Annotated in this window: 21 protein-coding genes and 1 pseudogene; 9 read left to right on the forward strand and 13 right to left on the reverse strand. The window is 67.4% G+C overall.

Annotation, left to right across the window (positions count from 1 at the left end):
* Nucleotides 1-20 precede the first annotated feature (20 nt).
* The 6 genes and pseudogenes from HFL01S_RS05700 to HFL01S_RS05725 all read right to left on the reverse strand — a co-directional run bounded on the left by HFL01S_RS05700 (nucleotide 21) and on the right by HFL01S_RS05725 (nucleotide 10,085).
* Complete coding sequence (locus HFL01S_RS05700) at nucleotides 21-6,131, reverse strand: hybrid sensor histidine kinase/response regulator (protein WP_066255875.1); 6,111 nt, start codon at nucleotides 6,129-6,131, stop codon at nucleotides 21-23.
* 23 nt (nucleotides 6,132-6,154) lie between these two features.
* Nucleotides 6,155-8,410, reverse strand: a pseudogene (locus HFL01S_RS05705) (methyl-accepting chemotaxis protein).
* 96 nt (nucleotides 8,411-8,506) lie between these two features.
* Nucleotides 8,507-9,046, reverse strand: a complete 540-nt coding sequence (locus tag HFL01S_RS05710; RefSeq protein WP_066255878.1) for a chemotaxis protein CheW — start codon at nucleotides 9,044-9,046, stop codon at nucleotides 8,507-8,509.
* 28 nt (nucleotides 9,047-9,074) lie between these two features.
* On the reverse strand, nucleotides 9,075-9,440 hold the full coding sequence (locus HFL01S_RS05715; protein WP_066158730.1) for a response regulator: 366 nt from the start codon (nucleotides 9,438-9,440) through the stop codon (nucleotides 9,075-9,077).
* A complete protein-coding gene (locus tag HFL01S_RS05720; protein WP_439648597.1) occupies nucleotides 9,440-9,892 on the reverse strand; it encodes a response regulator in 453 nt (150 codons plus the stop codon). The genes HFL01S_RS05715 and HFL01S_RS05720 overlap by 1 nt, the downstream gene beginning before the upstream one ends.
* A gap of 19 nt (nucleotides 9,893-9,911) precedes the next feature.
* The gene (locus HFL01S_RS05725; protein ID WP_066256039.1) at nucleotides 9,912-10,085 is read right to left on the reverse strand and encodes a rubredoxin; all 174 of its coding nucleotides are present in this window, start codon (nucleotides 10,083-10,085) and stop codon (nucleotides 9,912-9,914) included.
* A 127-nt stretch (nucleotides 10,086-10,212) separates the two neighbouring features.
* On the opposite strand from HFL01S_RS05725, the gene thiD reads away from it, so the two are divergent.
* Both thiD and hemL read left to right on the forward strand, forming a co-directional pair.
* Complete coding sequence (thiD, locus tag HFL01S_RS05730; protein WP_066255885.1) at nucleotides 10,213-11,163, forward strand: bifunctional hydroxymethylpyrimidine kinase/phosphomethylpyrimidine kinase; 951 nt, start codon at nucleotides 10,213-10,215, stop codon at nucleotides 11,161-11,163.
* Between the two features lie 7 nt (nucleotides 11,164-11,170).
* Nucleotides 11,171-12,469, forward strand: coding sequence for a glutamate-1-semialdehyde 2,1-aminomutase (hemL, locus tag HFL01S_RS05735; protein ID WP_066255892.1), 1,299 nt, complete (start codon nucleotides 11,171-11,173; stop codon nucleotides 12,467-12,469).
* A gap of 516 nt (nucleotides 12,470-12,985) precedes the next feature.
* Here hemL and purH read toward each other — a convergent pair.
* From purH to dusB, 3 genes are read right to left on the reverse strand one after another with little or no spacing between them, the layout of a single operon-like run.
* Nucleotides 12,986-14,584, reverse strand: coding sequence for a bifunctional phosphoribosylaminoimidazolecarboxamide formyltransferase/IMP cyclohydrolase (gene purH, locus HFL01S_RS05740; RefSeq protein ID WP_066255896.1), 1,599 nt, complete (start codon nucleotides 14,582-14,584; stop codon nucleotides 12,986-12,988).
* Between the two features lie 50 nt (nucleotides 14,585-14,634).
* The gene (locus HFL01S_RS05745; protein ID WP_066158749.1) at nucleotides 14,635-14,871 is read right to left on the reverse strand and encodes a helix-turn-helix domain-containing protein; all 237 of its coding nucleotides are present in this window, start codon (nucleotides 14,869-14,871) and stop codon (nucleotides 14,635-14,637) included.
* On the reverse strand, nucleotides 14,868-15,908 hold the full coding sequence (dusB, locus tag HFL01S_RS05750) for a tRNA dihydrouridine synthase DusB (RefSeq protein WP_066255898.1): 1,041 nt from the start codon (nucleotides 15,906-15,908) through the stop codon (nucleotides 14,868-14,870). The genes HFL01S_RS05745 and dusB overlap by 4 nt, the downstream gene beginning before the upstream one ends.
* Before the next feature lie 143 nt (nucleotides 15,909-16,051).
* Here dusB and HFL01S_RS05755 point away from each other — a divergent pair, with 143 nt between their 5' ends.
* Nucleotides 16,052-16,534 (forward strand): YqaA family protein, encoded by a 483-nt coding sequence (locus HFL01S_RS05755; protein WP_066255901.1) that lies wholly within the window; start codon nucleotides 16,052-16,054, stop codon nucleotides 16,532-16,534.
* A 33-nt stretch (nucleotides 16,535-16,567) separates the two neighbouring features.
* Entirely contained in the window at nucleotides 16,568-17,740 is a 1,173-nt protein-coding gene (locus HFL01S_RS05760; RefSeq protein ID WP_066255904.1) for an MFS transporter, read from the forward strand.
* On the opposite strand, the gene HFL01S_RS05765 is transcribed toward HFL01S_RS05760, so the two are convergent.
* Nucleotides 17,725-18,498 (reverse strand): RNA pseudouridine synthase, encoded by a 774-nt coding sequence (locus HFL01S_RS05765; protein WP_066255907.1) that lies wholly within the window; start codon nucleotides 18,496-18,498, stop codon nucleotides 17,725-17,727. The genes HFL01S_RS05760 and HFL01S_RS05765 overlap by 16 nt on opposite strands.
* Nucleotides 18,499-18,503: 5 nt before the next feature.
* Nucleotides 18,504-19,595 (reverse strand): redox-regulated ATPase YchF, encoded by a 1,092-nt coding sequence (gene ychF, locus HFL01S_RS05770; protein WP_066255910.1) that lies wholly within the window; start codon nucleotides 19,593-19,595, stop codon nucleotides 18,504-18,506.
* Nucleotides 19,596-19,661: 66 nt separating this feature from the next.
* Here ychF and HFL01S_RS05775 point away from each other — a divergent pair, with 66 nt between their 5' ends.
* Entirely contained in the window at nucleotides 19,662-20,336 is a 675-nt protein-coding gene (locus tag HFL01S_RS05775) for a nucleotidyltransferase family protein (protein WP_066255913.1), read from the forward strand.
* Between the two features lie 9 nt (nucleotides 20,337-20,345).
* On the opposite strand, the gene HFL01S_RS05780 is transcribed toward HFL01S_RS05775, so the two are convergent.
* On the reverse strand, nucleotides 20,346-21,251 hold the full coding sequence (locus HFL01S_RS05780; RefSeq protein WP_066255917.1) for an MOSC domain-containing protein: 906 nt from the start codon (nucleotides 21,249-21,251) through the stop codon (nucleotides 20,346-20,348).
* 33 nt (nucleotides 21,252-21,284) lie between these two features.
* Between HFL01S_RS05780 and HFL01S_RS05785 the strand changes: the two genes are divergently transcribed.
* From HFL01S_RS05785 to HFL01S_RS05800, 4 genes are read left to right on the forward strand one after another with little or no spacing between them, the layout of a single operon-like run.
* Entirely contained in the window at nucleotides 21,285-22,445 is a 1,161-nt protein-coding gene (locus tag HFL01S_RS05785; protein ID WP_066255918.1) for an FAD-dependent monooxygenase, read from the forward strand.
* A 44-nt stretch (nucleotides 22,446-22,489) separates the two neighbouring features.
* The gene (locus tag HFL01S_RS05790) at nucleotides 22,490-23,203 is read left to right on the forward strand and encodes a DsbC family protein (RefSeq protein ID WP_066255921.1); all 714 of its coding nucleotides are present in this window, start codon (nucleotides 22,490-22,492) and stop codon (nucleotides 23,201-23,203) included.
* Nucleotides 23,204-23,232: 29 nt separating this feature from the next.
* The gene (locus HFL01S_RS05795) at nucleotides 23,233-23,706 is read left to right on the forward strand and encodes a DUF3429 domain-containing protein (protein ID WP_066255924.1); all 474 of its coding nucleotides are present in this window, start codon (nucleotides 23,233-23,235) and stop codon (nucleotides 23,704-23,706) included.
* Nucleotides 23,703-25,514 carry a M61 family metallopeptidase gene (locus HFL01S_RS05800; protein ID WP_066255927.1) on the forward strand — a complete coding sequence of 604 codons (1,812 nt, stop codon included), beginning with the start codon at nucleotides 23,703-23,705 and terminating at the stop codon, nucleotides 25,512-25,514. The genes HFL01S_RS05795 and HFL01S_RS05800 overlap by 4 nt, the downstream gene beginning before the upstream one ends.
* Before the next feature lie 19 nt (nucleotides 25,515-25,533).
* Here the strand turns inward: HFL01S_RS05800 and HFL01S_RS05805 are convergent, their stop codons facing one another.
* Complete coding sequence (locus HFL01S_RS05805) at nucleotides 25,534-26,109, reverse strand: hypothetical protein (protein ID WP_157538770.1); 576 nt, start codon at nucleotides 26,107-26,109, stop codon at nucleotides 25,534-25,536.
* Between the last annotated feature and the right edge of the window lie 39 nt (nucleotides 26,110-26,148).

A 26,148-nucleotide genomic window follows, 5' to 3' on the forward strand; every position in this document is an offset into this window, starting at 1 on the left:
GGCCACCAATCGCCCGGTGGTCAGGCGTTGGCAGCGGCCTGCGCGTAGTTCGCCACCAGGGCAAGCAGCTCGTCTTCCGAGTAGGGCTTGCCCAGGTAGTGGTCCACGCCCAGTTCGCGGGCGTGCTCGCGGTGCTTCTCCGCGATGCGCGACGTGATCATGATCACCGGCAGATCGGACAGGCGCGGATCGTTGCGGATGTTGCGCACCAGGTCGAAGCCGTCCATGCGCGGCATCTCGATGTCCGACAGCACCACGGTCGGCCGCTCCTGCTGCAGGCGTTCCAGCGCCTGCAGACCATCGGCCGCCAGCGTCACGCGATAACCTTCGCGCTGCAGCAGGCGCTGCGTCACGCGGCGCACCGTGATCGAGTCGTCGACCACCAGCACCAGCGGCACGGCGCTGACCGCTGCCTCGACCGGCAACTCGGGGGCACCATCTGACGACGCCGCGTCGCGGTGCAGCCTGCCCTCGATCCAGGGTTGCACCTGGTCACCGTACACCGTGGCCAGCGCCACCGGGTTGTAGATCAGCGCCACCGCGCCGGAGGCCAGGACCGACATGCCGGCCAGGCCGGGCAGGCGCGAGAGCTGCGGACCGAGGTTCTTCACCACGACTTCCTGATTGCCCAGCACCTCGTCCACGTGCATTGCCACGCGCTGCGCCGCGCTTCGGAAGATCACCACCGGCAGCGTGCGGGTCTGTGTTTCCAGAGACTTCGGTGTCGACTGCAGCAAGGCACCCGCCCAGTAGAACGGCACCTCCTCGCCGCCCACCGTGAGCGTCTTCTTGGCGTATGCCTGCTCCAGCTCGGAGGCACTGACACGGCGAACCAGTTCGACCTGCGTCGACGGCACACCGACTGTCAGTTCACCCGCACGCAACATCACCACCTGCGTGACAGCGGTGGTCAGCGGCAGCACGAGCTTGAAGCTGGCACCCCGCCCGGCCTGCGAGTGGGTCTCGATGCGGCCACCGAGCGCCACCACGTCGTTGCGGACCACGTCCATGCCGACACCACGCCCCGCGAGCGAGGACACCTCGGCTGCGGTGCTCAGGCCGGGGGTGTAGATCAGCTGCGCGGCTTCGTCATCGGACAGCACCGCGTCGGCTGGCACCAGCCCCTGGGCCAGGGCCTTTTCGCGCAGACGCGCCAGATCGATGCCCGCGCCGTCGTCCTCGAACGTCACCGAGACGTCGTTGAGCTCCTGCGCCAGCCGGATCTCGATGTGGCCCTCGGCAGGTTTGCCCTGCTCAAGCCTGCGCTCGGGCGATTCGATGCCGTGCACGACGCTGTTGCGCAGCAGGTGTTCGAACGCCGCCGTCATCCGGTCCAGCACGCCACGGTCCATTTCAATGTAGCCGGCCGTGATGTCCAGCCGCACCTGCTTGCCGGTTTCCTTGGAGGCCTGGCGCACCACGCGGTACAGGCGCTCGGAAATGCCTTCGAACTCCACCATGCGGGTGCGCAGCAGGTCGCGCTGCAACTCGCGGGTCTGGCGCCCCTGCGCGACCAGCCCGTCTTCGGTTGCTTCGACCGCCCGCTGCAGGTTGCGCTGCACCGTGGCCACGTCGTTCACCGACTCGGCCATCATGCGGGTCAGTTCCTGAACGCGCGTGAAACGGTCGAACTCCAGCGGGTCGAACGCGAGTTCGGCATCGCGCGCCTGCGCCAGACGCGACTGCATCTGTGTTTCGGCCTGCAGTTCGATGTCGCGCAGCTGGTGGCGCAGACGGTCGAGGTTGCCCGCGAGATCCTTGAGCGAGCCACGCAAGGTCACCAGCTGGGACTCCATGCGCGAACGCGTGATCATCACCTCACCGGTCTGGTTCATCAGCCGGTCCAGCAGCTCAGGACGGACCCGGACGGCAGCACCTGCGCGTTGCGGCACCGGCACCGGCGCCTGCTGAAGGGACAGGCCGCTCAAGCCGGTGCTTTGAGACACCGGCACCGAGGCAGCGGCTTCCGGCAAGGCCACGGCCTCCTCTGAGCCCTGCGCAATCTCGTCTACGACCGTGACCGACAGTGGCTGCTCGGCGGCATGTTCCGGCGCGGTCTGCACCACGCCAGGAGAGGTTGCGTCGGTGCTGCGGAGGAGGTCGAAGCGGGCGCACAGGGCGTCGTAAGCAGACTGCAGGGGCTCCAGTTCCCCGGTCTGAGGAGTGTCGGAGCCCAGGCGTTCGACCGAGGTTTCCATCCGGTGCGCCATCTCGCCCAGGCGCAAGGCACCAGCCAGCCGGGCGCTGCCCTTGAGCGTGTGCAGGTTGCGAAGCACCTCTGCACGGGCACTGCCGTTGTCCGGTCGCGCGATCCACTGGCGAAGGGCACCACCCAGCAGGGGCAGCAACTCCTGCGCTTCGTCGGAGAAGATCGGAAACAGGTCCACATCGATCGTGTCCATCTCGTCGATGTCGTCGTCGATGTCCTGGACAGGCCCCCTGGGCCCGTCCATTTCTGACAAGGGCGACATCACCGTGTCGTCGCCCGCCAGAACGAGCGGCTCGGCCTCGAAGACCTCCGGCTCTGCGTGCAGTGGCTCGGCCTCCACCACCGCGGCTGGCTCCACGACTTCGACCGGCGTGTCGGCGTCCATGGAGGACGCATCCCACTGCGTGTTCAGTTCGAGGTCCAGCGAAGCCTCATCGGTCGTGGACTCGCTGATTGCGTCCGACTCGGTCGGCGTGGGCAGATGCAGCAAGGCCTCCAGACCCGCCAGCAGTTCGGGGTTGGGTTCCTTGTAGAAACCAGCCGCAAACTGGTGGAGCAGGCGGCGAATGTCCTCGGCGGCGGCCACGAAGAGCTGCGCCTGTGCATCGGTTGCCGGCTGGCCCGCGCGCTGGTGCGAACCGACCAGCGCCAATGCGTGCTCCAAAGCCCTTGCAATGTCCGACAGGGGCTCGAAACCCACCGTCGCGGAGCTTCCGGCCAGCGAATGTGCCAGGGCCTCGGCCTGATCGGGCAGTTGTTCGTGCCGCTCCAGCGACCATTCGGACAATGCCACGCCGAGCCGGCGCGACCATTCGTCCGCTTCGTTGAGGTAGACGTTGTAGAGACGGATGCCAATGCGCAGCGGCCCGATGGCGCGGGTCTGCTCGTCGAGCATCTCGTCCGCCGCTGCATCGGAAGGCGCGCCGACGTCTGCAGCGTCCACGGCCTGAACGGCCGGAGCCTCTTCGCCCTGGACCGGCTCCGAGACGCTGAAGGCGATGGGTTCTTCAACCAGCACCGGCTCCGGCGTGGCCACTGCTTCGGACTCCATCACCTGCACGCTGTCGGGCTCGGCCGGATTGAACAGCGCAGCAGGCATGGAGTCCTGCAGATCCTGCGCCTGGGGAAGCTCCGCCTCCAGATCCAGCGAAATCTCGTCGAAGATCGATGGGTTCTCGTCCTCAGAGTCGGTCTGCGAAGACAGCACCGGCCCCTCACCCCCAGCCCCGGACTCGACCGGATCGGCGAGTGAAGCATGCTCCGACGGCGCAGACTCAGGAAGATCAAACTCCATCACCAGGGCATCGCCGGACTCTGGCACTGCCAGGTCCACCACAGGCGCGTCTTCCGTTTCGACCTCGATCGACGTCACCGGTTCTTCGACCGCCGGCTCGGACAGTTCCACAACCTCGACAGTGTCCACCGCCGACTCTGGCAACGTGCCCGCCAGCGGCAGGTGCTCGCGCCGATCGCGCCAGGCCTGGGCGCTGTTGCGGAAGGGCTGGGCCTTCCAGTGCGCGTCCTGGTTCTGGTCAATGTCCTCCACCCAGCGGCCCAGCTCGGTCATCGCCTCCTGTGCCAGCGACAGCAGTGCCGGTTCAGCGGGCCGCTGCTCGGCCAATACGGAGTTGAGCACTTGTTCCATCGCCCAGGCGGCTTCACCGAACTCACCAAGACCCACCATCCGGGAGCTGCCCTTGAGGGTGTGGAATGCACGGCGCAGAATCGTGAGCTGCTCAAGTTGTCCGGGTTCGTGGCGCAGCGCCTTGAGCGCGGCCAGTCCGTTGCCCACCACTTCCCGACCTTCCTCCAGGAAGATGTCGCGCAGGTCGTCTTCGCCATCGTCATCGGGCGGCGTGCTGACCGGGGCCTCCTGTACCGCAGGCGCTGCCGGCACACCCGACTGGGCCAGTCCCACCAGCGCCTGGGCACCGGCCGCTGCATCGCTGCCGACCACGGCTTGTGCAGCTTCACGAGCGGCGCGCGCCACTCCCTCCTGCTCGGCCAGGGAGGCCTGGTCTGCCAGCGAGTCGAGCTGTTCACTCAATTCGGCCAGGTCGACGTTCTTCTGCGCGCCTTCGACCACACGCAAGACGTCCTGGCTCAGTGCCTCGGCCGCGTGCTGGGAAGGAAGTGCCACCGGCACTTCCGGTGACATCCGTCCCATGAGCGGCCGGAGCTCGCCCGCCTCTTCATCGAACACAAACAGCTTTTTCGCCAGCGCTGGCTGGTAGTTCAGCATGTCCACGAGGAAGCTCAAGGCGCTGAGGTTGTTGCCCAGCTGCTGGAAGGTCCCGGCCTCACGGGCCATGTCCTCGTCGATTTCGGTGTCCAGGATCTGCTCAACGGTCGCACGCATGCGCGTGACGGTCTGCACCGCCTGTTCAAGGCCCAGCACAGAGAGCACACCGCGCATCTGAACCAGCTGGGACACCGCCACGTGCAGGCCAGCCTTTTCCTTCGGTGCCCGGAAGAACTGGTCCAGCGACTTCTCCGCCTCGCCCAGCGCCACCTTGAGTTCGCCGACCACGCTGCCCAGCGTCTGGCGATCACTGACGCGACGGTAGAGCTGCTCCATCCACGGCTCGAGCGGCTGGGCGGGTTCACCCGCCAGCACCTTCTCCAGACGATCGGCCAGCAACTGGGTGCGGTCGGTCAGGGACGCGTCGTTGGGATCGAAGTCGTCGAACGCCGCTTCCAGATACAGGGTGGTGGTCGCGACCTCCATCGACAACTCGGGCTTGACGTTCCCGGGTGAGCGCGCCACGTGCTCGGCGGCCTTGACCAGCGAACGGGCCAGGCCGGTGCTGGCCGGATGCAGCTTGAGCAGCGACTCGCCGATCAGGGTGTATTGGTCGAGCACCGACCGCGCGCGGCTCAGGTCGCCCCCTGCCAGCAGGGACCACGATTCCTTGCCGGCGTTGATCCGCTTGCGGGCCTGCACCAGCAACGCGGGGTCGAAACGCCCCAGCGTGGCCTGGTTGTAATCCACTGGCGCGGCATCGCTCAGACCGAACGCAGCGCGCACCGCTTCAAGGTGGGGCGCCGGCGTACCCGGCACAGGGCGCGCCTGGGCACAGAAAAACAAAAGGTCGTGCAGCAGCGTCTCGGACACATCGGCGCGCGCACCGCCCTGCACCAGACCAGCCAGTTGCAGCAGGATTCGGGACGCCGCCCTCTTCGCATAGACATCCGGCGCAAGAAGGTTCTGCGACAAACCCTCGAAGTAGGCCGCGGCTGTTCGCCAGAAGGTGACCGCACGGGCTTGCTGCGCGCCAACCGCCAGGCTGGCACACATGCGCGAGAGTTGCGTCGAGGCTGCACGGCTGTTGGTCTTGACCACCAGCAGCACAAGCCGGTCGAACAGCGAGCGCACCTGTTGATCCACCTTCATCGGCGGTACACCGGCGGGCGCCGGCGCTTCCGCACCGCGCCGGTCAAACGACCACAGGTCGGCCGGATGGACACGCTCGGCACCGGCCAGCTCCTGGACCTCGCGGTACTGGCTGAACAGCGCCACCGGCGGCACCGGCTTGCCGTTCAGCACCGCCTCGAGGTACTCGATCAGGGCGAAGCTCGCGCGCTCGACCTTGCCTGCAGCCTCATCGGTGCAGCTGAGCGGGCGCTGCACGAACCGCTGGACAGCCGCCTCCATGCCCCGCAGCACCTGTGCCGGCGCAGCGAGACCGACCACCTCGAGCGCACCCACCGCCTGATGGAGCTGCTGCCGGGCCACGCGCAATGACCCGGGGTCGACCGCTTCCAGGTCGCTGTGTCGCGCCTGCTCGGACTCCCGGATGAACCGCCGGATGGCCTTGTTGGCACCCTCCAGAGACTTGCGCAACTCCTCGAACACCCAGGCCAGTGGCCCCAGGTCGTTGAGAGGCGTATCGGTCGGGGCGTGGTCTTGGGTATCGAGCATGATGGGTCGGGCCTGACGGCCGATCAGGCGATCTTGAATCGGGCCACCGACTGCCTCAGTTCCTCGGCCATGGACGACAGTTCGCGCACCTGTGCGGCGGTCGAACGCGTACCTTCACCGGTCTGCTCGGTCACCGCGAAGATGTGCTGGATGTTGCCGGCCACTTCGTTGGCGGATTCGGCTTCGCGGAGCGTGGCGCTGGAGATCTGCTCGATCAGCTCGGCCAGACGGCGCGACACGCGGTCGATCTCGGACAGGGCGGTACCGGCGTTGTCGGACAGCTTGGCCCCTTCCACCACACCCTGCGTGGAGCGCTCCATGGCGGCCACCGCGTCCTGCGTGTCGGTCTGAATCGCCTTCACCAGCGCAGCAATCTGACGGGTGGCGTCCGCGGAGCGTTCGGCGAGGCGCTGCACTTCTTCCGCCACCACCGAGAAGCCGCGACCGGCTTCACCGGCCGACGCGGCCTGGATGGCGGCATTCAGGGCCAGCACGTTGGTCTGTTCGGTAATGTCGGAAATCAGCTCGGTGATTTCACCAATCTCCTGCGACGACTCACCCAGCCGCTTGATGCGCTTGGAGGTTTCCTGGATCTGGTCGCGGATGGCGTTCATACCGCCGATGGCGTCCTGCACAGCCTGCAGACCGGACTCCGCAGCTTGCAGCGAAGATCGGGCCACACGGGCCGATTCCTGCGCCTGCCCGGACACGTCGTTGATGCGCTGCGCCATGTCCAGCACCGACTGGCCGGTTTCGCGGATCTCGCGCAGCTGTTCGGTGGACGCGGCCAGCAGTTAGGTCGAGGTGCTTTCCACCGCCGACGTCGTCTGGGCCACCCGGGTCGCCGTGGCCTGCACGTTGCCCACCAGCGAGCGCAGCTCTTCCACCGTGTAGTTCACCGAGTCGGCAATGGCACCGGTGATGTCTTCCGTCACCGTGGCTTCCTGCGTCAGATCGCCTTCGGCCACCGTCTGCAGTTCGTTCATCAGCCGCAGAATGGCGGCCTGGTTGGCGTCGTTGACGCGCTTGGCGTCCTGCTGCTGCGCTTCGGCAGACACACGCTGGCTTTCAGCGATCAGCTGGCGCTGGCGGCTTTCAAGCAGCTGGACATACGCCAGTGAGGCGCCGCAAGCCAGTGCAAAGAGAGCAGACGCCACCATCGCGAACAACTCCCCCCCGCCCAGACCAGAAGCGGCAGACAGCTGGCTCTGCAGGGTTTCCAGTCCCGTCCGCAGCGGCTCGCTGTCGCCGATCACGCCGGCCTGTGCCTCACGAGCAGCCACCAGACCTTGCAGGTTGCCCAGAATGGCTCCAGCGTCGGTACGGGTCTGCTCGTACAGCTTCAGCAAGGCTTCCAGCCGCTCGCGGATCTGAGGATCGGTGGTGGACTTCAGGCGCAGCTCGGCGCTGCCATTGAGCAGGCCCTCGGCGATTTCCTTGAAGGTGTTCAAGTCCTTGCCCAGCAGGAACACGGCCTCAGGGCTCACACCTTCCATGGTCAGGAACTCGTTCGCCGATTTGCCGATGCGCTGCGTCAGCATCACCAGCTGGCCTGCGGCAGAGATCTCGGTCGGTGCAGCGCCAAGTTGCAGCTTCAGCGAAGACACGGTTTCAGCAATTTCCAGAAGGTCGGACGACTGGCGGTTGATGGAGCGAAGCGCATCACCCACCTGGGTCAGGATCTTCTGCTGCGACAGCACCACACCGGCGTTGCGCTCGGCGGAATCCACCTTGGGCAGCAACTCGCCCAGCAGCCCCTCGAACTCGGGACCCAGCGGGCTCAGCCCCACGGCGTCATCACCCTGCTTGAAGCCGCGCACGTTGCGAGACAGCACGTCGGCACTGTCCTTCACCTCAGCGAAAGCCGCCGGGTTGCCGATCAGGGCCTGGGACACACTCTTGGCCAGCCGCTGCGACTGCATGAGTGCCTGGCCGCTGGCAGCCACCTGCTGACCCACCTTCTCGGTCTTGTTCAGCACGAAGAACACCACCGCCGTCAGCAGCACCACCGCAAACAACAGCAAGGTGCCCAGGGTGCGTCGATGCTGCTCCGCACTCCGCCGGCCAAGCACCGGCAGGCTGAGCACCCCAAGCTCCAGGTCGGCCGGATCGGGGCTGTCGGTACTCAAGCGGCTCTCCGCAAAATCTGCATCGTTGCGCGACTCAGCGAGCCGCTCGGCAGCGATGCGGGCCACATCCTGTTCGGCGAGGTCGCTCAGATCGGGATCGTCGGCCCCGTTCTTGCGGAACATCCCCTGGATTCGATCAAGCATGGCCATGAAACAACCTTCCAACAGAAAAGACGGGATCCAGCGGGATCCGCTCACACGTTATTGATGACGACCTACCACCCGTACACCGCATGGCGATGCACATCAGGCCGCGATGGCGAGAAACTCCGGGTCATGGGACAGCGCCTGAAGATTCAGCTCCTGCCACTCCTGACCATCCTTGTCGGTGAACCGACGGGCAAACCAGGCAGGCGCCTGTACATCCCGCTCCATCACTGCCGCGAACATGGAGGGGTTGCGCAGCCCCAGCAGGCGATCAATCCACAGCACGGCGTTCACACCCAACGCGGAATGCAGGCTCACGAGGCGCGACTCCGACGTCACACGATCAGACACCCTGGCGGCAGACGCGACTGCGAGCCGTCCGGACAACAGCGCGAGGTCAACCACACCATGCAAACCGCCCCGGAGACTGGCCACTCCGGCGTACCACCGCTTGGTGTACGGCACTGTCTGCAGACTGGTCCAAGGAAAAATCTCGCCCGACTGAACCAGCGGCACCAGGAAACGCCCGCCGCCGGCCTCCAAAGCAAGCCAGGATGCCGAGGCCCCCTCCGTTCTGGCTGCGGTCAGGCGCTCCGCGAGGCGCACCTGAAGGTCTTTGAGGGATTGACGGTTGGCCATGCGTTCAGTCGTTCACCCGGTTGCCGCGTCAACCGAGAGCCCGGATCTTGGAGATCAGCTCTTCTGCGTTGACAGGCTTGGTCACGTAATCGCGTGCACCCTGGCGCATTCCCCAGACGCGGTCCGTCTCTTGGTTTTTGCTGGTGCACATGATGATGGGGATATCGGAATATTGGGGGTCGCGGGTGATGGCCCGCGTAAGCTGAAATCCATTCTGACCGGGCATCACCACGTCCATCAGGATCAATTCCGGCTTTTCCTCCCCGAGCCGACGAAAGGCCTCCTCCGCATTCTCAGCGGTTCGCACCTTGTAGCCATTTTTCACCAACAGATCGGACAGAACCATGAGCTCTGTCTTGGAATCGTCCACAACGAGAATCTTTTGAATCGGCATCATGCGGCTCCGGTGAGTTGGGCGCCAAACTGCTGCACGGCCTGCAGCAGCTGGTCTTTGGTAAATGGTTTGGTGAGGTATTCCTGCGAGCCGACCATGCGGCCGCGCGCCTTGTCGAACACGCCATCCTTGGACGACAGCATCACGACCGGAATGTTGGCGAATCGGGCGTTGCGCTTGATGATCGCGCAGGTCTGGTACCCGTCCAGCCGCGGCATCAGGATGTCGCAGAACACGATGTCGGGCAGGTAGTCGTTGATCTTGGCCAGCGCATCAAAACCATCCTCCGCGAGCAGCACCTCGTGCCCACCCTGCTTGAGAAAGATTTCTGCGCTGCGACGAATGGTGTTGCTGTCGTCGACCACCAGAACTTTGAATGTGGGCGTCGGATTCACTGCTGGTCGCTCCTGTACGGTGTGGAGGGAAGGTGACGGGGTGCCGGGCTGCAGCATACGCCGCGGCGCCGGCGCGTCAGATCTGGACCATCTCGAAATCTTCCTTGCGGGCACCGCACTCAGGGCATGTCCAGTTCATCGGCACATCCGCCCATGCGGTTCCTGGTGCTATACCGTCCTCGGGCGAGCCTGCGGCCTCGTCGTAAATCCACCCGCAAATCAGGCACATCCAAGTCTTGGTTTCGGTCATGTCATCGAAGGCATTGTCATAGAATCCGCCCATTGTATCGAGCCACGGAGGGCCGCCGCTGAGCTCGCGCTGGTGGAAATCCCCAAGGCGCCTGATACCGATTTACGCGTAACACGCTGCGTCCACAATGCCCCAACACCCCGACCCTCCCCTGTCCGCCAACGCAGTGGAGCCTGGTGAGACTTCGCTCCCATGCGTCATGGTTTTCAACGCCAACGACCCCAGCGGAGCCGGCGGACTGGCGGCAGACCTGACAGCCATGTCCAGCGCATCAGCCCATGTCCTGGCGGTGGTGACAGGCTCCTACGTCCGGGACACCTCGGAGATCCACGACCACTTCGCTTTCGATGAAGAGGCCGTCGCCGACCAGGCCCGCTGTGCACTGGAGGACATGCCGGTCAAGGCCTTCAAGGTCGGCTTTGTCGGCAACCCGGAAAACCTCAGCGCGATCGCCGGCATCACCACCGACTACGCCGATGTCCCGGTGGTCACCTACATGCCCGACCTGTCCTGGTGGGACGAGCTCGCCATCGAGACCTACCTCGATGCCTGCGTCGAGCTGCTGCTGCCGCAGACCACGGTGTTGGTCGGCAACCACAGCACCCTTTGCCGCTGGCTGCTGCCCGAGTGGGAGGGCGACCGTCCTCCCAACGCCCGCGAGGTGGCCCGGGCGGCGGCGGTGCACGGCGTGCCCTACACACTGGTGACCGGATTCAACGCGGCCGACCAGTACCTTGAGAGCCACCTGGCCAGCCCGGAAGCCGTGCTGGCCACCGCCCGCTACGAACGCTTCGAGGCGACCTTCGGCGGCGCGGGTGACACCCTGTCGGCCGCGCTGTGCGCCCTGATCGCCGCCGGTGCCGACCTGCAGTCGGCCTGCGCCGAGGCACTGACCTATCTGGACCAGTGTCTGGACGCAGGGTTCCAGCCCGGCATGGGTCATGCCGTTCCCGACCGGCTGTTCTGGGCGCATGAAGACGAGGGCGACGAGGCCCCCGAAGGCGCCGCCAGCGAGACTCCTTCGCCGGACAGCCAATTGGACGCCGACGACTTTCCCCTGGACACCACCAAGCACTGAACCACCCATGAGCGACCGCAACCTTGACCTCTTCGAACGCGCCAAGCAACTGATCCCCGGCGGCGTGAACTCCCCGGTGCGCGCCTTCCGCGCCGTCGGCGGCACGCCGCGCTTCGTGCAGCGCGCGCAGGGCGCCTATTTCTGGGACGCCAACGGCCAGAGGTACATCGACTACATCGGCTCCTGGGGCCCGATGATCCTGGGCCATGGCCACCCAGCCGTGCTCGAAGCCGTGCAGAAAGCGGCCGTGGAAGGCTTCTCCTTCGGCGCCCCCACCGAGCGCGAAGTCGAGCTGGCAGGAGAGATCGTCAAGCTGGTGCCCAGCCTGGAGATGGTGCGCCTGGTGAGCTCCGGCACCGAGGCGGGCATGAGCACCATCCGGCTGGCCCGTGGCGCCACTGGGCGCAAGACCATCATCAAGTTTGAAGGCTGCTACCACGGCCACGCCGACGCCTTGCTGGTCAAGGCCGGTTCCGGTCTGGCCACCTTCGGCAACCCCACCAGCGCCGGCGTGCCGCCCGAGGTGGTGCAACACACCCTGGTCCTCGAATACAACAACGTGGCACAGATCGAAGCCGCGTTCGCCGAGCACGGCGCCGACATCGCCTGCGTGATCATCGAGCCGATCGCGGGCAACATGAACTTCGTGCGCGCCAGCGTGCCCTTCGTCAAGCGCATCCGCGAACTGTGCACGCAGCATGGCGCGCTCTTCGTGTTCGACGAGGTGATGACGGGATTCCGCGTTGGCCTGGGCAGCGCGCAAGGCCACTACGCATCGCTGATCCCCGGGTTCGAACCCGACATGACGGTGATGGGCAAGGTGATCGGTGGCGGCATGCCGCTGGCGGCCTTCGGTGGCAAACGCGCGGTGATGGAACACCTCGCTCCGCTGGGTGGTGTCTACCAGGCCGGCACGCTGTCGGGCAACCCGGTGGCCACGGCCTGCGGCCTGGCCACGCTGAAAGAAATCCAGAAGCCCGGTTTCTTCGAAGCCCTGTCGGCCACCACCCGCTCGCTGGTCGATGGTCTGAAAGCCGCGGCCGATGCGGAAGGCGTGCCGTTCAGTGTGGACTGCCAGGGTGGCATGTTCGGTTTCTTCCTGATGCCCGAGCTGCCGCAGAACTACGCCACGGTGATGAAGACCGAAGGCGCAAAGTTCAACACCCTGTTCCACGGCCTGCTGGACCGTGGCGTGTACATCGCGCCGGCTCTCTATGAAGCGGGTTTTGTGAGCGCTGCGCACAAAGCTGAAGACATTGCGGCCACCGTGGCGGCGGCGCGTGAGGTGTTCAAGCAGTTGGCTTGATCCTTCCCTCACTTGATTGAAACGGCTGGGGGGTTTTCCTCCGGCCGTTTTTTGTTTGGGCTCGTAGCGTTTCGCTCGTTGACCTCGCGCAAGGTGGATGGTGGAGCTGGCGTGCTCCGGCTCACGCTCGCGGGTGACCTCAACTGCGCGCCACCCGAATCGCATCAACACCGGAGGGGTTCGCCCGCTCTGTGGCAACCGCGAATCGAGCCTGCGCCCGCCAGCCCGCACCACCCACCTTGAACAAATTTGTGGATTCACCGACAGGGACTCCCCTCCTCGCCCCCCCGACACATCAGCTAGGCTGGGGCTTGGGGTGCCCGGGCGCAGGCTCGATTCGCGGTTGCCCCAGAGGCTGTGCGCAAGCCTCTCATTGACGAAGTGACGATCGCACACCCGGGCAGGCGCCCGCGAGCGTGAGCTGGAGAACGGGCGCCACGAGCCCCTGCCCCCACAACAGCAGGCCAGAAAAAAGGGGCTCTAAAACGAGCCCCTTTTCAGCGCAACGAAAACATATCAGTGGCGGAAGTGGCGCACGCCCGTGAACACCATCGCCACACCACGCTCGTTCGCGGCGTCGATCACTTCCTGATCGCGCATCGAGCCACCGGGCTGGGCCACGCAGGTTGCACCCGCGTCCACCACCACGTCCAGACCGTCGCGGAACGGGAAGAAGGCGTCGCTCGCCACCACCGTGCCCTGCAGCGACAGCTTGGCCGCTTCGGCCTTGATGCTGGCGATACGGGCCGAGTCCAGGCGGCTCATCTGGCCGGCGCCCACGCCCATGGTCATGCCGTTCTTGCAGAACACGATGGCGTTGGATTTCACGTACTTGGCCACCTTCCAGGCGAACAGCAGGTCCTGCAGTTCTTCCGGCGTCGGCTGCTTGACGGTGACCACCTTGAGGTCGGCCAGCGCCAGCTCGTGGTTGTCGGCGGCCTGCAGCAGCAGGCCCGAACCCACGCGCTTGGCGTCCATGGCGTTGCGACCCTGGTCCCAGGCGCTGGCGCCGCCGGCCGGCAGCGCGATCTTCATCAGGCGCACATTGACCTTGGGCTTGAAAACTTCGAGTGCTTCAGCCGTGAAGTCGGGCGCCATCAGCACCTCGACAAACTGCTTGACCACGGCCTCGGCGGCGGCCTTGTCCACCGTGCGGTTGAACGCGATGATGCCGCCGAAGGCGCTGGTCGGGTCGGTCTGGAAGGCCTTGGCATAGGCCTCGTGCGCATCCTTGCCCACGGCCACGCCGCAAGGGTTGGCGTGCTTGACGATCACGCAGGCCGGGGCCTCGAAGCTCTTGACGCATTCCCAGGCCGCGTCGGCATCGGCGATGTTGTTGTAGCTCAGCTCCTTGCCCTGCAGCTGCACGCCGGTGACCAGCGAGCCGGGGGCCGGGTACAGGTCGCGGTACAGCGCGGCCTGCTGGTGGCTGTTCTCGCCGTAGCGCAGGTCCTGGACTTTGGTGAAGATGCCGTTGCTCTGACCTGGGAACAGCGCACGCTGAGGCACATAGGTTTCGGACAGCTTCTCGGCCTCGAAGCTGACGGACGACAGGTAATCGCTGATCGCGCCGTCGTACAGGGCGATGCGGTTGAAGGCGGCGACCGACAGTGCGAAACGCAGCTGGTCGCTCAGCTTGCCGTTGGCCTTCAACTCACCGATCACGGCCTCGTACTGGCCGGCGTCGGTGACCACGCCCACGTCCTTCCAGTTCTTGGCGGCGCTGCGCACCATGGCCGGACCACCGATGTCGATGTTCTCGATCGCGTCGGCCAGCGTACAGCCGGCCTTGGCCACCGTGGCCTCGAACGGGTAGAGGTTCACCACCAGCAGGTCGATGGTGTCGATGCCGTGTTCCTTCAGCGCGGCCATGTGATCGGGCAGTTCGCGACGGGCCAGCAGGCCGCCGTGCACCTTGGGGTGCAGGGTCTTGACGCGGCCGTCCAGCATCTCGGGGAAGTTGGTGACCTCGGCCACTTCGGTGACCGGCAGGCCCTTGTCGGCCAGCAGCTTGGCGGTGCCGCCGGTAGAGAGGAGTTTCACACCGAGGCCGTGCAGGGCCTGGGCGAATTCGACGATACCGGTCTTGTCGGAGACGGAGAGAAGTGCGCGCATGGGATGTGCTCTGGGGAGGTTTGAAATTCGGGTGCCGGTGGCCAAATGGCTCAGTCAATGAGCTTGTGTTCGAGCAGCTTCTTGCGCAGCGTGTTGCGGTTCAGCCCCAGCCATTGCGCGGCGCGCGACTGGTTGTTCTGCGACTGCTGCATCACGACTTCGAGCAGGGGCTTCTCCACCGCCTTGACCAGCATGTCGTGCAGGCCGGCCGGGTCGGTGCCGTCGAGGTCGCGGAAATAGCTTTCGATGCTGGCACGCACACAGTCGTGCAGGTTGTGGTTGCTCATGCTGCCAGTTTCCAGTCTTCTCGGGTGTGGTTGTCTTCTTGCTGGCCGGCCGCGGCCCAGGCGTCGAGGCTGTCGCGCACGCAGTCCAGCTGCGCCTGCGCGGTCGTGAGCGCATTGACGCGCTGGCGGAACGTTGCGGCCTTGCCCGCGGGCAGGGGCAGTGCCTGGGCGTACCAGCCCAGGTGCTTGCGCGCGCTGCGCACGCCGGTGTATTCACCGTACAGGCTGTAGTGATCTTCCAGGTGATCGAGCAGCCAGGCCTTGACTTCCATCAGGTCGGGCGCCGGCAGCTCTTGGCCGGTCGACAGGAAGTGCGCAATCTCGCGGAAGATCCAGGGCCGGCCTTGTGCCGCGCGGCCGATCATGATCGCGTCGGCACCCGTCTGGCGCAGCACCTCGGCCGCCTTGTGCGGGCTGTCGATGTCGCCGTTGGCGACCACGGGAATGCGCACGGCGCGCTTGATCGCTGCCACGGTGTAGTGCTCGGCGAAGCCCTTGTAGCCCTGCTCGCGCGTGCGGCCGTGCACCGTCAGCATCTGCACGCCGGCGGCTTCGGCGGCCTTCGCGATCACGGGCGCGTTCTTCACGTCGGCGCACCAGCCGGTGCGCATCTTGAGCGTGACCGGCACGCCGTGCGGCGCTGCCGCGTCGACCACCGCCTCGACGATCTGCAGCGCCAGCGCCTCGTCCTGCATCAGGGCCGAACCGGCCCACTTGTTGCAGACCTTTTTGGCCGGGCAGCCCATGTTGATGTCGATGATCTGCGCGCCGCGGTCGATGTTGTAGCGCGCGGCATCGGCCATCATCTGCGCGTCGGTGCCGGCGATCTGCACCGCGATGGGGCCGGGCTCGCCGCTGTGGTCGGCGCGGCGCGAGGTCTTGAGGCTGTCCTGCAGATCGGGCCGGCTGGTGACCATCTCGCTGACCGCATACCCCGCGCCCAGTCGCTTGCACAGCTTGCGGAACGGCCGGTCCGTCACCCCCGCCATGGGCGCAACGAACAGGGCATTCGGCAGGGTGTACGGACCCAGTTGCATGGCGATGGGAGAATGGTCTGGAGGGTGGGTGTCGCGGCGAAGGCGGCGTCGCCCGCGCGAAAGGGATGCGCATTGTATCTGCCTGTTTTTTCAGCAGACGATATCCCGACCACCGGTTGCACCTTGATACCCACACCCCGCACATGCCCGACTGGCTGAGTTCCCTGTTGCACTGGCTGGCCATGCCGGAGGCCGGCCTGGGCGCCCTCCTGGTGGTGTCCTTCGTGTCGGCCACGCTGCTGCCGGTCGGCTCGGAGGCCGCCCTGTTCGGTCTGCTCAAGCTCAACCCCGAACTGTTCTGGCCCGCCATCGCGGTGGCCACCGTCGGCAACACCGCGGGCGGTGCGCTCAACTGGTTCATCGGCGCCGGCGCGCACCGGGTGGTCGACCGCGCCCGTCACAAATCCACCGAACTGCACGCGCTGGACTGGCTGCAGCGCTTCGGCCCCAAGGCCTGCGTGATGGCCTGGCTGCCGGTGATCGGCGACCCGCTGTGTGCGGTGGCGGGCTGGCTGCGCTTTCCGTTCTGGCCCTGCGTGGCGTGGATGGCAGTGGGCAAGCTGCTGCGCTACATCGTGCTCACGGCCTTGCTGCTGTGGGTGTTCCCGGGGGGACTCTCGTTCTGACCGGTCGCCCCAGGCGCCCGCGATACTGCACCGATGTCCACCCCGCCTCACCGTGCGCGCCCGTCGTCCGCCCTCTGGGCGCTGATGACCGGCAACTTCGTGATCGGTACCGGCGTGATGGCCGTGCCCGGCACCCTGCCCGACATCAGCCAGTCGCTGAACGTGTCGATTCCGCAGGCCGGCCAGCTGATCACCGCCGCGGCCATCATGATGGGCCTGGGCGCACCGCTGTTCGCCACCCTGGTCGCCGGCTGGGACCGGCGCCGCCTGCTCACCCTGACCCTGCTCTGGTACGCGCTGCTGATGGGACTGTGTGCCCTCGCACCCAGCTACCTGGGCCTGCTGCCACTGCGCGTGCTGGCCGTGGTAGCGCCGGCCGTCTTCACCCCGCAGGCAGCCGCCTGCATCGGCCTGCTGGTGCCCGAGGCGCAGCGCGGGCGTGCCATCTCGTTCGTGTTCCTGGGCTGGTCGGTGGCCTCGGTGCTGGGCATGCCGTTGTCGGCGTGGATCGGCGGCGTGCTGGGCTGGCGCTGGGCATTTGCCATGGTCGCGGTGCTGGCCGTCGCCAGCGCCAGCTGGGTCTGGCGCGCCATGCCCGACGGCGTGCGGCCGGCGGCCCTGTCGCGGGCCGCCTGGGGCCAGACGCTGGGGTCGGCGCCGCTGATGCTGGCGCTGGGTGTCACCCTGCTGTCCGCCTTCGGCCAGTTCACCCTGTTCTCCTATTTCGCACCCTACCTGCAGCAGACCCTCGCGGCCGGCGCGACCACGCTGTCGCTGCTGTTCCTCTGGTTCGGTGCCTTCGGCCTGGCCGGCAACGTCCTGCTCACGCGCTGGGTCGACCGGCTGGGTGCTCCATCGGCCACCCTGGTCGCGCTCTCGCTGATGGCCATCAGCCTCGCGCTCTGGCCCGCCGGCGAGGCGGGGCTGGTCGCACAGGCGCTGGTGATGGTGCCCTGGGCACTCGGCTGCTTCGCCGGCAACTCGGCCCAGCAGGCGCGCCTGGTGCAGCTCTCACCGGTGCTGGCGCCGGCATCCGTGGCGCTCAACACCTCGGCCATGTACGCCGGTCAGGGACTGGGTGCCGCGCTGGGTGGCGCGCTGATCGCGCAAGGCCACATGCTGCGGCTGCACTGGGTCGGGCTGGCGCTGATGCTGCTGGCCATGGGCCTGAGCATCTGGGCCTCGAAGGCTCAGAAGCGCTCGTAAGGCATCAGGTAGCGCCATTGCCCCACCGGCAGCCCGGCCAGGGCGATGCGTCCCAGCCGCAAACGCCGCAGACTGGTGAGCTGCAGCCCGGCACGCTCGCACAGGTGCGCCACCTGGCCGGGACGGTTGCCCTTGATCGCCAGCCGCAGCCGAAGCTCGCTCTGCCAGCTGGCGCGCGCCGTCGGCACCGCCCATCCATCGAAGAACGCGGGCTTGCCCAGTGAGCGGAGCACCTCATCGCGCCGCTCCTCGTCTTCCAGCGCCGGATCGGCCGCCACCTCGGCCAGCCATTCGTGCTCCAGCTGGGTGGCGTCTTCGGTCATCTTGCGCGCCACACCGGGGTTCTGTGTGAACACCATCAGGCCGCTGGCCAGCTCGCCCAGCGGAGCCACTGCCAGCAGCTTGTGCCGGTGCGCCTTGAGCGGGCGCACGCCCGAGCGGTCACCAGGAAAGCGCTGGTCGGGCGCGAACCAGCGCGCCGCCACGTCATCGGGGAGAAACGGTGCGTCGGGCAGAACATGCCCGGCCGGCTTGTGCCAGATCAGCGTCACCGAGGCCAGCGATTCGAGCCTCGCCTTCGGGTCCAGGGTGACGACCTGTTCGTCGCGCACCCGCTCCATGGGCTCCTCGACGACCTTGCCATCGACCCGCACCCAGCCCCTGGCGATGTAGCGTTCGGCGTCGCTGCGCGAGCAGGGCAGCTGTGCGGCCAGGCGTTTGGCCAGGCGCTGCGGTTCGGGCCGGCCGGTGTTGGACATGGCGTTCAGGACGAGAACAGGAAGTTCATCACGTCGCCGTCCTTGACGACGTAGTCCTTGCCTTCAGCGCGCATCTTGCCGGCGTCCTTGGCACCCTGTTCGCCCTTGAACTGGATGAAGTCATCGAACGCGATGGTCTGGGCGCGGATGTAGCCCTTCTCAAAGTCGGTGTGGATCACGCCGGCCGCCTGCGGGCCGGTGTCGCCGACGTGGATGGTCCAGGCGCGCACTTCCTTCACACCGGCGGTGAAGTAGGTCTGCAGGCCCAGCAGCTTGTAGGCGGCGCGGATCAGGCGGTTCAGGCCCGGCTCGTCCTGGCCCAGCTCCTTGAGGAATTCGAGCCGGTCGGCATCGTCCATCTCGGAGAGTTCGGCCTCGATCTTGGCGCAGATGGCGACCACGGGCGCGTTCTGCTTCTCGGCGAAGGCCTTGAGGCGGTCCAGGAAGGGGTTGTTCTCGAAACCATCTTCCGACACGTTGGCCACGAACATGGCCGGCTTGGCGGTGATCAGGAAGAACTGCTTGAGCTGGGCTCGCTCTTCCTTGCTGAAGTCGATGGTGCGCACCGGCTGGGTGTCGTTGAGCGCGGTCTGGCACTTCTCCAGGATGGCCAGCTGCTTGATCGCTTCCTTGTCGCCCGCACGCGCCACTTTGCTCACACGGTGGATGGCTTTTTCCACCGAGGCCAGGTCGGCCAGGCACAGCTCGGTCTGGATCACCTCGATGTCGGCGATCGGGTCGACCTTGTTGGCGACGTGGATCACGTTCGGGTCTTCGAAGCAGCGCACCACGTTGACGATGGCGTCGGTCTCGCGGATGTGGGCCAGGAACTTGTTGCCCAGGCCTTCACCGGTGCTGGCACCGGCCACCAGGCCGGCGATGTCGACGAACTCCACGATGGCGGGCACCACGCGCTCGGGCTTGACGATCTCGGACAGCTGGGCCAGGCGCGGATCGGGCACTTCCACCACGCCGGTGTTGGGCTCGATGGTGCAGAAGGGGTAGTTTTCAGCGGCGATGCCGGCCTTGGTCAGGGCGTTGAAAAGAGTGGACTTGCCGACGTTGGGCAGGCCGACGATGCCGCATTGGAGACTCATGGAATACCTCGAAAAATCAACCCGAAAGTGTAAGCGACGGGCCTGAAACGGTTAATCTGGCCGCCCATGGCCATCCCTGCGACGCCCCCCTTGCCACACCACCCACCGACGCCGCGTATCGGCGCCGTGCTGCTGGCGGCCGGGTCGGCCTCGCGCATGGGCCACCGTCCCAAGTGCCTGCTGGAGCACGGTGGCCAGGCCATCGTGCGGCGGCAGGTGCAGGCGCTGCTGGGCGCGGGCCTGGCCCCGGTCGTGGTGGTGCTGGGCCACTACCGCGACCAGGTGGCCGCCGCGCTGGACGGACTGCCGGTGGAACGTGTGGTCAACCCAGACCCGGAGGCGCCGCAGAGCCAGTCGCTGCACCAGGGCCTGACCGCGCTGCCCGCGGGGCTGGATGCGGTGCTGGTCTCGCTGGCCGACCTGCCGCTGATCGGGCCAGCCGAAATCGCCGCCCTCGTCGCCGCCTGGCAGCAGCGCCCCGCCGGCACCGGCTTCGTGCGCCCCTGGGTGGACGGGCAGCCAGGCAACCCGGTGCTGCTGGACGCATCGGTCTGTCGCGATCTGCTGTCGGGCGGTCCTGACCTGTCGGGCCAGCAGTGGGCGGCCCGCCACCCGGACCGGGTGCACCGCTGGGCGACGGACCAGCGGGCCTACATCACCGATGTCGACCGCCCGCAGGATCTTGATGTCCTGGCTGCGCAGGGCATTGCACTGTGCTGGCCCGACGACCGGTCAGCCTGAGGACAGGGTTCAGTCGAACGCCCAGTCGGCGCCCACGGCCTGCCCGACCTTCAGCACCAGCCCATCCCCCGCCAGCACGATGGCGTTCATGCCGAAGGTGATGGCGCCGTTCAGGCGCGGGTCCTGCCGGTAGGCCTGCAGGGCGTCGCTGACCGCGGGGGTCGAGGTAGCGGTGGCCGGATCGATGTTCGGGATCGGGCAGCGCGCGCAGGGCTTGACGTTCTCCAGCGCGGCCACGCCGCCCTCGGTCTGCACGCGCCAGCCGGCGATGCGGTCCTCGTCGTGCGGCTCCACGTCGGACAGCACGATGTTCGGCCGGAAGCGCCGCAGGTCCACCGGCGCTTCGCCCGCGGCCGCCAGCCGCGCGTTCAGCCCGTCCAGCGAGGCCGTGCTCGCCACCAGCACGCCGAAGCCGTCGGCGAACTGCGTCACCGACTCGCGGCCACCGGTCCATTTCAGGCTGCAGAGGCGCTTCACCTCGGGGTCGAAGCGCACCAGGCGCAGCTTTTTCAGGCCCTCGGGCGCGTCCGGCCCGAGAAAGTCGGAGAACCACTGCGCCGCCAGGTCGCCCATGTCCCAGGCCTCGACCTCGTCGTCCCAGACGCGCACGCGGCGCGGCGACTCCACGCCATCCAGCGACAGGTGCAGCGCCAACATGCCCGGCGCGCGCAGCACCAGCTGGTCGAGCTTGAAGGCGGGCTGGATCAGCGCCATGCGCGGCAGCTCGCGCTGGGTCACGAACTCACCCTGCGCATCCACCACCATCCAGGTGCGGTCCCATTCGAGGCCGGTTGGTGTGAGCACCGCCTGCTCAAGCGGCACGCCGGCGCAGGATTTGACGGGGTAGATCCAGAGCTGGGCGACGCGGGCCTGGACATCGGCGGCGGCCACAGGGGACTCGGTGAGGGTGTTCATGCCCGGATTGTGGCCTGCTCCTAGAATCCCCGGATGGCTCTCCCCTCCCCGTCTCCGGCCGCCCCGCGGCGTTTTGATGTGTGCATCCGTGGCGCCGGCGTGGTCGGGCAGACCCTGGCCCTGCTGCTGGCGCGCGAGCGCCTGAAGGTGGCGCTGGTCTCGGCGCCGCGTTCGCCGGCCGCCGCGCCCGATGTGCGGGCCTACGCGCTCAACACCACGGCCCGCGCGCTGCTGCAGTCGCTGCGGGCCTGGCCCGAAGACAGCGGCGCGGCGCCCGCGGCGGTGACGCCGGTCACCCGCATGGAGGTGCACGGCGACGATGGTGGCGATTTGCACTTCTCGGCCGCCGACCAGGGCGTCCCGGCCCTGACCTGGATCGTGGACGTGCCGGCGCTGGAAAAGCGCTTGGCCGACGCCATCGGCTTCCAGGGCGGCATCGAGCGCGTGAACGAACCCGTGCCGGCCGCGCTGACCGTGGTCTGCGAGGGCAAACGCAGCGCCACCCGCGACGAGCTTGGGCTGGAGTTCGACGTCCGACCCTACCCGCACAAGGCGGTGGCGGCCCGCCTGACCACCGAACAGCCCCATGGCGGCGTTGCGCGCCAGTGGTTCGCCCGTGGAGAAATCCTCGCCCTGCTGCCGCTGGATGGCGCGCAGGGGAACTCCGTGGCGCTGGTCTGGTCTGTCCCTGCTCAGCAATCCGAAGAATGGTTGGCCGCCGATCCCCAGGCGCTGGCGCAGGCGGTGCAGGAACGTTGTGGTTCATCGCTGGGCGGCATGCAACTGCAAGGCCCGGCCCAGGCCTGGCCACTGGAGCTCTCAAGGGCCCGGCGCTGGATCTCGCAGACGGCCCAGGGCAGTGTGGCGCTGGCCGGTGACGCGGCCCACGCCATGCACCCGCTGGCCGGTCAGGGTCTGAATGTCGGCCTGGCCGACGCTGTGGAACTGGCGCGCGTGGTCCACGAACGCGAGTTCTGGCGCGAACTGGGCGACCTCAAGCTGCTGCGCCGCTACGAGCGCGCGCGGCAGGCCGAGGTAGGCGCCATGGGCTGGCTGACCGATGGCCTGTTCGGGCTGTTCGGCCAGACCGACACCCGCGTGCAGGCGCTGCGCAACTGGGGCATGAGCGGCGTCGACCGTCTCGGACCGCTGAAACACTGGCTGGCCCGCAAGGCCATGGGCCAGACGGCCTGAACTGCCGTCGGTCTCCGATCAACCTTCACGCCACAGGCGAACCCATGAAATTCTTCACCACTTCCGCCATTGCGCTCGCCCTGGCCGTCGCCAGCCTGGGCGCTTTCGCGCAGGAAGCCACCATCCGCAAGAACCTGGCCGAGCGGCCGCCCAAGCTGCCTCCGATCGAGGAGATCAGCAAGACCCCGATGGAAGGCCTGTACGAGGTGCGCGTCAACCAGAGCGAGATCTTCTACACCGACGCCCAGGGCAACTTCCTGATCCAGGGCAACCTGATCGACGTGCGCGCCCAGGAGGACCTGACCGAGAAGCGCCAGGCCAAGCTGACCGAGATCGACTTCAAGGATCTGCCGATCAAGGACGCGTTCACCATCGTGCGCGGCAACGGCAAGCGCAAGGTGGCCGTGTTCGAAGACCCGAACTGTGGCTACTGCAAGCGCTTCGAGCGCGACCTGACCAAGATCGACAACGTCACCGTGCACGTCTTCCTCTACCCGATCCTGAGCCAGGATTCGGCCGACAAGTCGCGCAACATCTGGTGCGCCAAGGACAAGGGCAAGGCCTTCCTCGACTGGATGACGCGCGACGTGACGCCGGCACCCGCCAACTGCGACACCGCAGCCCTGGCCCGCAACCTGGAGTTCGGCAAGAAGAACCGCATCACCGGCACACCGACCCTGATCTTTGCCAACGGCGCCCGCGTGCCGGGGGCCATCGGCGCCGACCGCGTCGAGAAGCTGCTGGCCGAAGCCAAGTAAAACGCACTCAAAAAGACGCTGCCTCGCCGATGACCCTGCCTTTGCACGACCCCGACGACGCGGCGCTGGCCCGCACCCTGGGCCAGGCCGGCCTGATCCCCTTCGTCATGCTGGCGGCGCTGCTGTGGCTGGTGGACGTGGCCCTGCAGCCCTGGGTGGCCATCGCCATGACCGGGTACGCGGCGCTGATCATCTCGTTCCTGGGCGGCATCCACTGGGGCCTTGGCTGGCTCGGCGGCCGCCATGAACGCGGGCTGCCGCACGCCCCGCACCACCAGCGCAACCACTTCCTCTGGGGCATCGTGCCCTCGCTGCTGGCCTGGCCAGGGCTGCTGATGCCCGCCTTCGCGGGCCTGGCCTGGCTGGGCTTCATGCTCATCATCTGCTACCTGGCCGACCGCACGCTCTACCGCCGCGCCGGCCTGGAGGCCTGGCTCACGCTGCGCTTCCGCCTTTCTTCCATCGCAGCGCTGAGCTGCTTCATCGGCGCGGGAGCCCTGTGAGCCGCAACAAACCCACGACCCCTGCCCTGCACTACCGCGTCGAGCCGCTGAGCCACCGCGCCCACCTGTTCGCGGTCACCCTCGACATCACCCGCCCGGCCAAGTCGCAGAAGCTCGCACTGCCGGTCTGGATTCCGGGCAGCTACCTGGTGCGCGAGTTCTCGCAGCACCTGCAGCACCTGAGTGCCCGCCAGGGCAGCGAGGCGCTGGCGGTGAAACAGCTCGACAAGCACCGCTGGCAGGTGGACAACGACGGCCAGCGCCCGCTCAGCCTGCGCTGGGAGGTCTACGCCTACGACGCCTCGGTGCGCACCGCCTTCCTGGACGCCACGCGCGGCTTCTTCAACGCCACCAGCCTGTGCCTGATGGTGGCCGGCCGCGAGGACGAGCCGCACGCCATCGAGATCCAGCCAGGTGATGCGCCCGCCGGCTGGCAGGTGGCCATCGGCCTGACGCCGCTGAAGGTCGACGGACAAGGCTTCGGCCACTACCTGGCCCAGAACTACGACGAACTTGCCGACTGCCCGGTGGAAATGAGCACCTTCTGGAGCGGCGAGTTCAGCGCCTGCGGCGTGCCGCACCGCTTCGTGGTCAGCGGCGCGGGCGGCTGGTTCGACGGCCAGCGCCTGCTGGACGACACACGCCGCATCTGCGAGGCGCAGATCCGCTTCTGGCACGGTGACGGCCAGCCGCCCTACGAGCGCTACGTCTTCATGCTGCACGCCAGCGGCGAAGGCTATGGCGGGCTGGAGCACCGCAATTCGACCGCGCTCATCGCCCAGCGCACCGACCTGCCCAAGATCCGAGCCAAAGACGACAAGCCCGCCGCCCTCAAGGCCACCGACGGCTACACCACGCTGCTGGGCCTGATCAGCCACGAGTACTTCCACACCTGGAACGTCAAGCGCCTGCGGCCGGCCGAGTTCAAGCGCTACGACTACACGCGCGAGAACCACACCGAGCTGCTGTGGTTCTTCGAAGGCTTCACCAGCTACTACGACGACCTGTTCCTGCGCCGCGCCGGTCTGATCGACGACGCCACCTACCTGCAGCTGGTGACCAAGACCATCAACCAGGTGCAGCAGAGCCCGGGCCAGCGCGTGCAGAGCGTGGCCCAGGCCAGCTTCGACGCCTGGACGCGCTACTACCGAGTGGGCGAGAACACGCCCAACGCCACCATCAGCTACTACACCAAGGGCGCCCTGGTGGCGATGTGTCTGGACCTGACGCTGCGCGCCGAGGGCCGCGGTTCGCTGGACGAGGTGATGCGTGCGCTCTGGCATCGCACGCAGGGCGGGCCGATGCGCGAGTCCGACCTGTCCACGGTGTTGCGCCAGCAGGGCAAGCGCAGCTTCGCCGCCGAACTGGTCCAGTGGGTGCACGGCACGGCCGACCTGCCGGTGCTGGACCTGCTGGCGGCGGCTGGCGCCAAGGTGCACCGCGACAAGGCGCCGCTGGCGCAGTCGCTGGGGCTGCGCGTCGCGGCCGACAGTGGCGGCCTGACGGTCAAGAACGTGCTGCGCGGCGGTGCCGGCGAGGCAGCCGGTCTGGCGGCGGGCGACGAGTGGCTGGGCGTGGAGTTCGCCCCCGCGCGGCGCGGCCAGCCGGCCGAGGCCTGGCGCGTGCGCAAGCTCGACGAGGTGGCGGCCCTGCGCGGCACGCGCAGCGCTCTCACAGCCCTGGTCTCGCGCGACGGGCGGCTGCTGCGCTGCCCGCTGACCTGGCCCGCCGACGACACCGCGGTGCGGCTGACGGTCGAGGACGCCGTCCGCCTGGGTGACTGGCTGACCCGCAGCACCACCGGCTGAGCAGCGCCCGGCGGCCGCCTCAGTGGCGGGGCAGTTGCGGCACGACCTCCTGGTCGAAACGCTGCACCGTGGCCGCACCCCGGTAGTTCTGCAGCGCTTCGCGCACGCGGGGCAGCAGGGTCTGCAGCTCGGTCGCCGTCTTGCAGGACTCGACCTTGATCGCCGTCAGCTCGCCCATGGGGCCGGCGGCGTCGTTGATGAAGCGGACCACCAGACGGCGGGCGTCGGCAAAGGGCAGCACCGGCGCCGCAGACGGCGGGGCAGCGACAGGTGCTGACGGCGGGGCCGGAGGAAAGCCGGCCTCGGCAGAGGCCGGCGCCGGTGCCACGGGCACCTGTCCGTCGGCCAGCGGCGCCGTGTTCTGAAACGGGGGACCGTTGGGATCGTGGGGCGCGATCCAGCCCTGGGCCAGCAGCTGCTCCAGCAAGGCGGCACCGCCACCCAGACCCGCCCCGAGCTTGTCGAGTTCGGCGGCGTTGCGCTTGCCGTCCACGAGGATCAGCATGGACCGCAGGCGAGGCACGAGCTCCGGCGCCCGGCGAGCCATCGCATCCCGGCCTTTATCGGTCTTGACGAGCAGAGTGTTCTTGTCCATGAAACCCCAACAGATGGCAAACACTGTAGCCACCGTGCT

This window comes from Hydrogenophaga flava NBRC 102514 (assembly GCF_001571145.1).
Classification (GTDB): domain Bacteria; phylum Pseudomonadota; class Gammaproteobacteria; order Burkholderiales; family Burkholderiaceae_C; genus Hydrogenophaga; species Hydrogenophaga flava.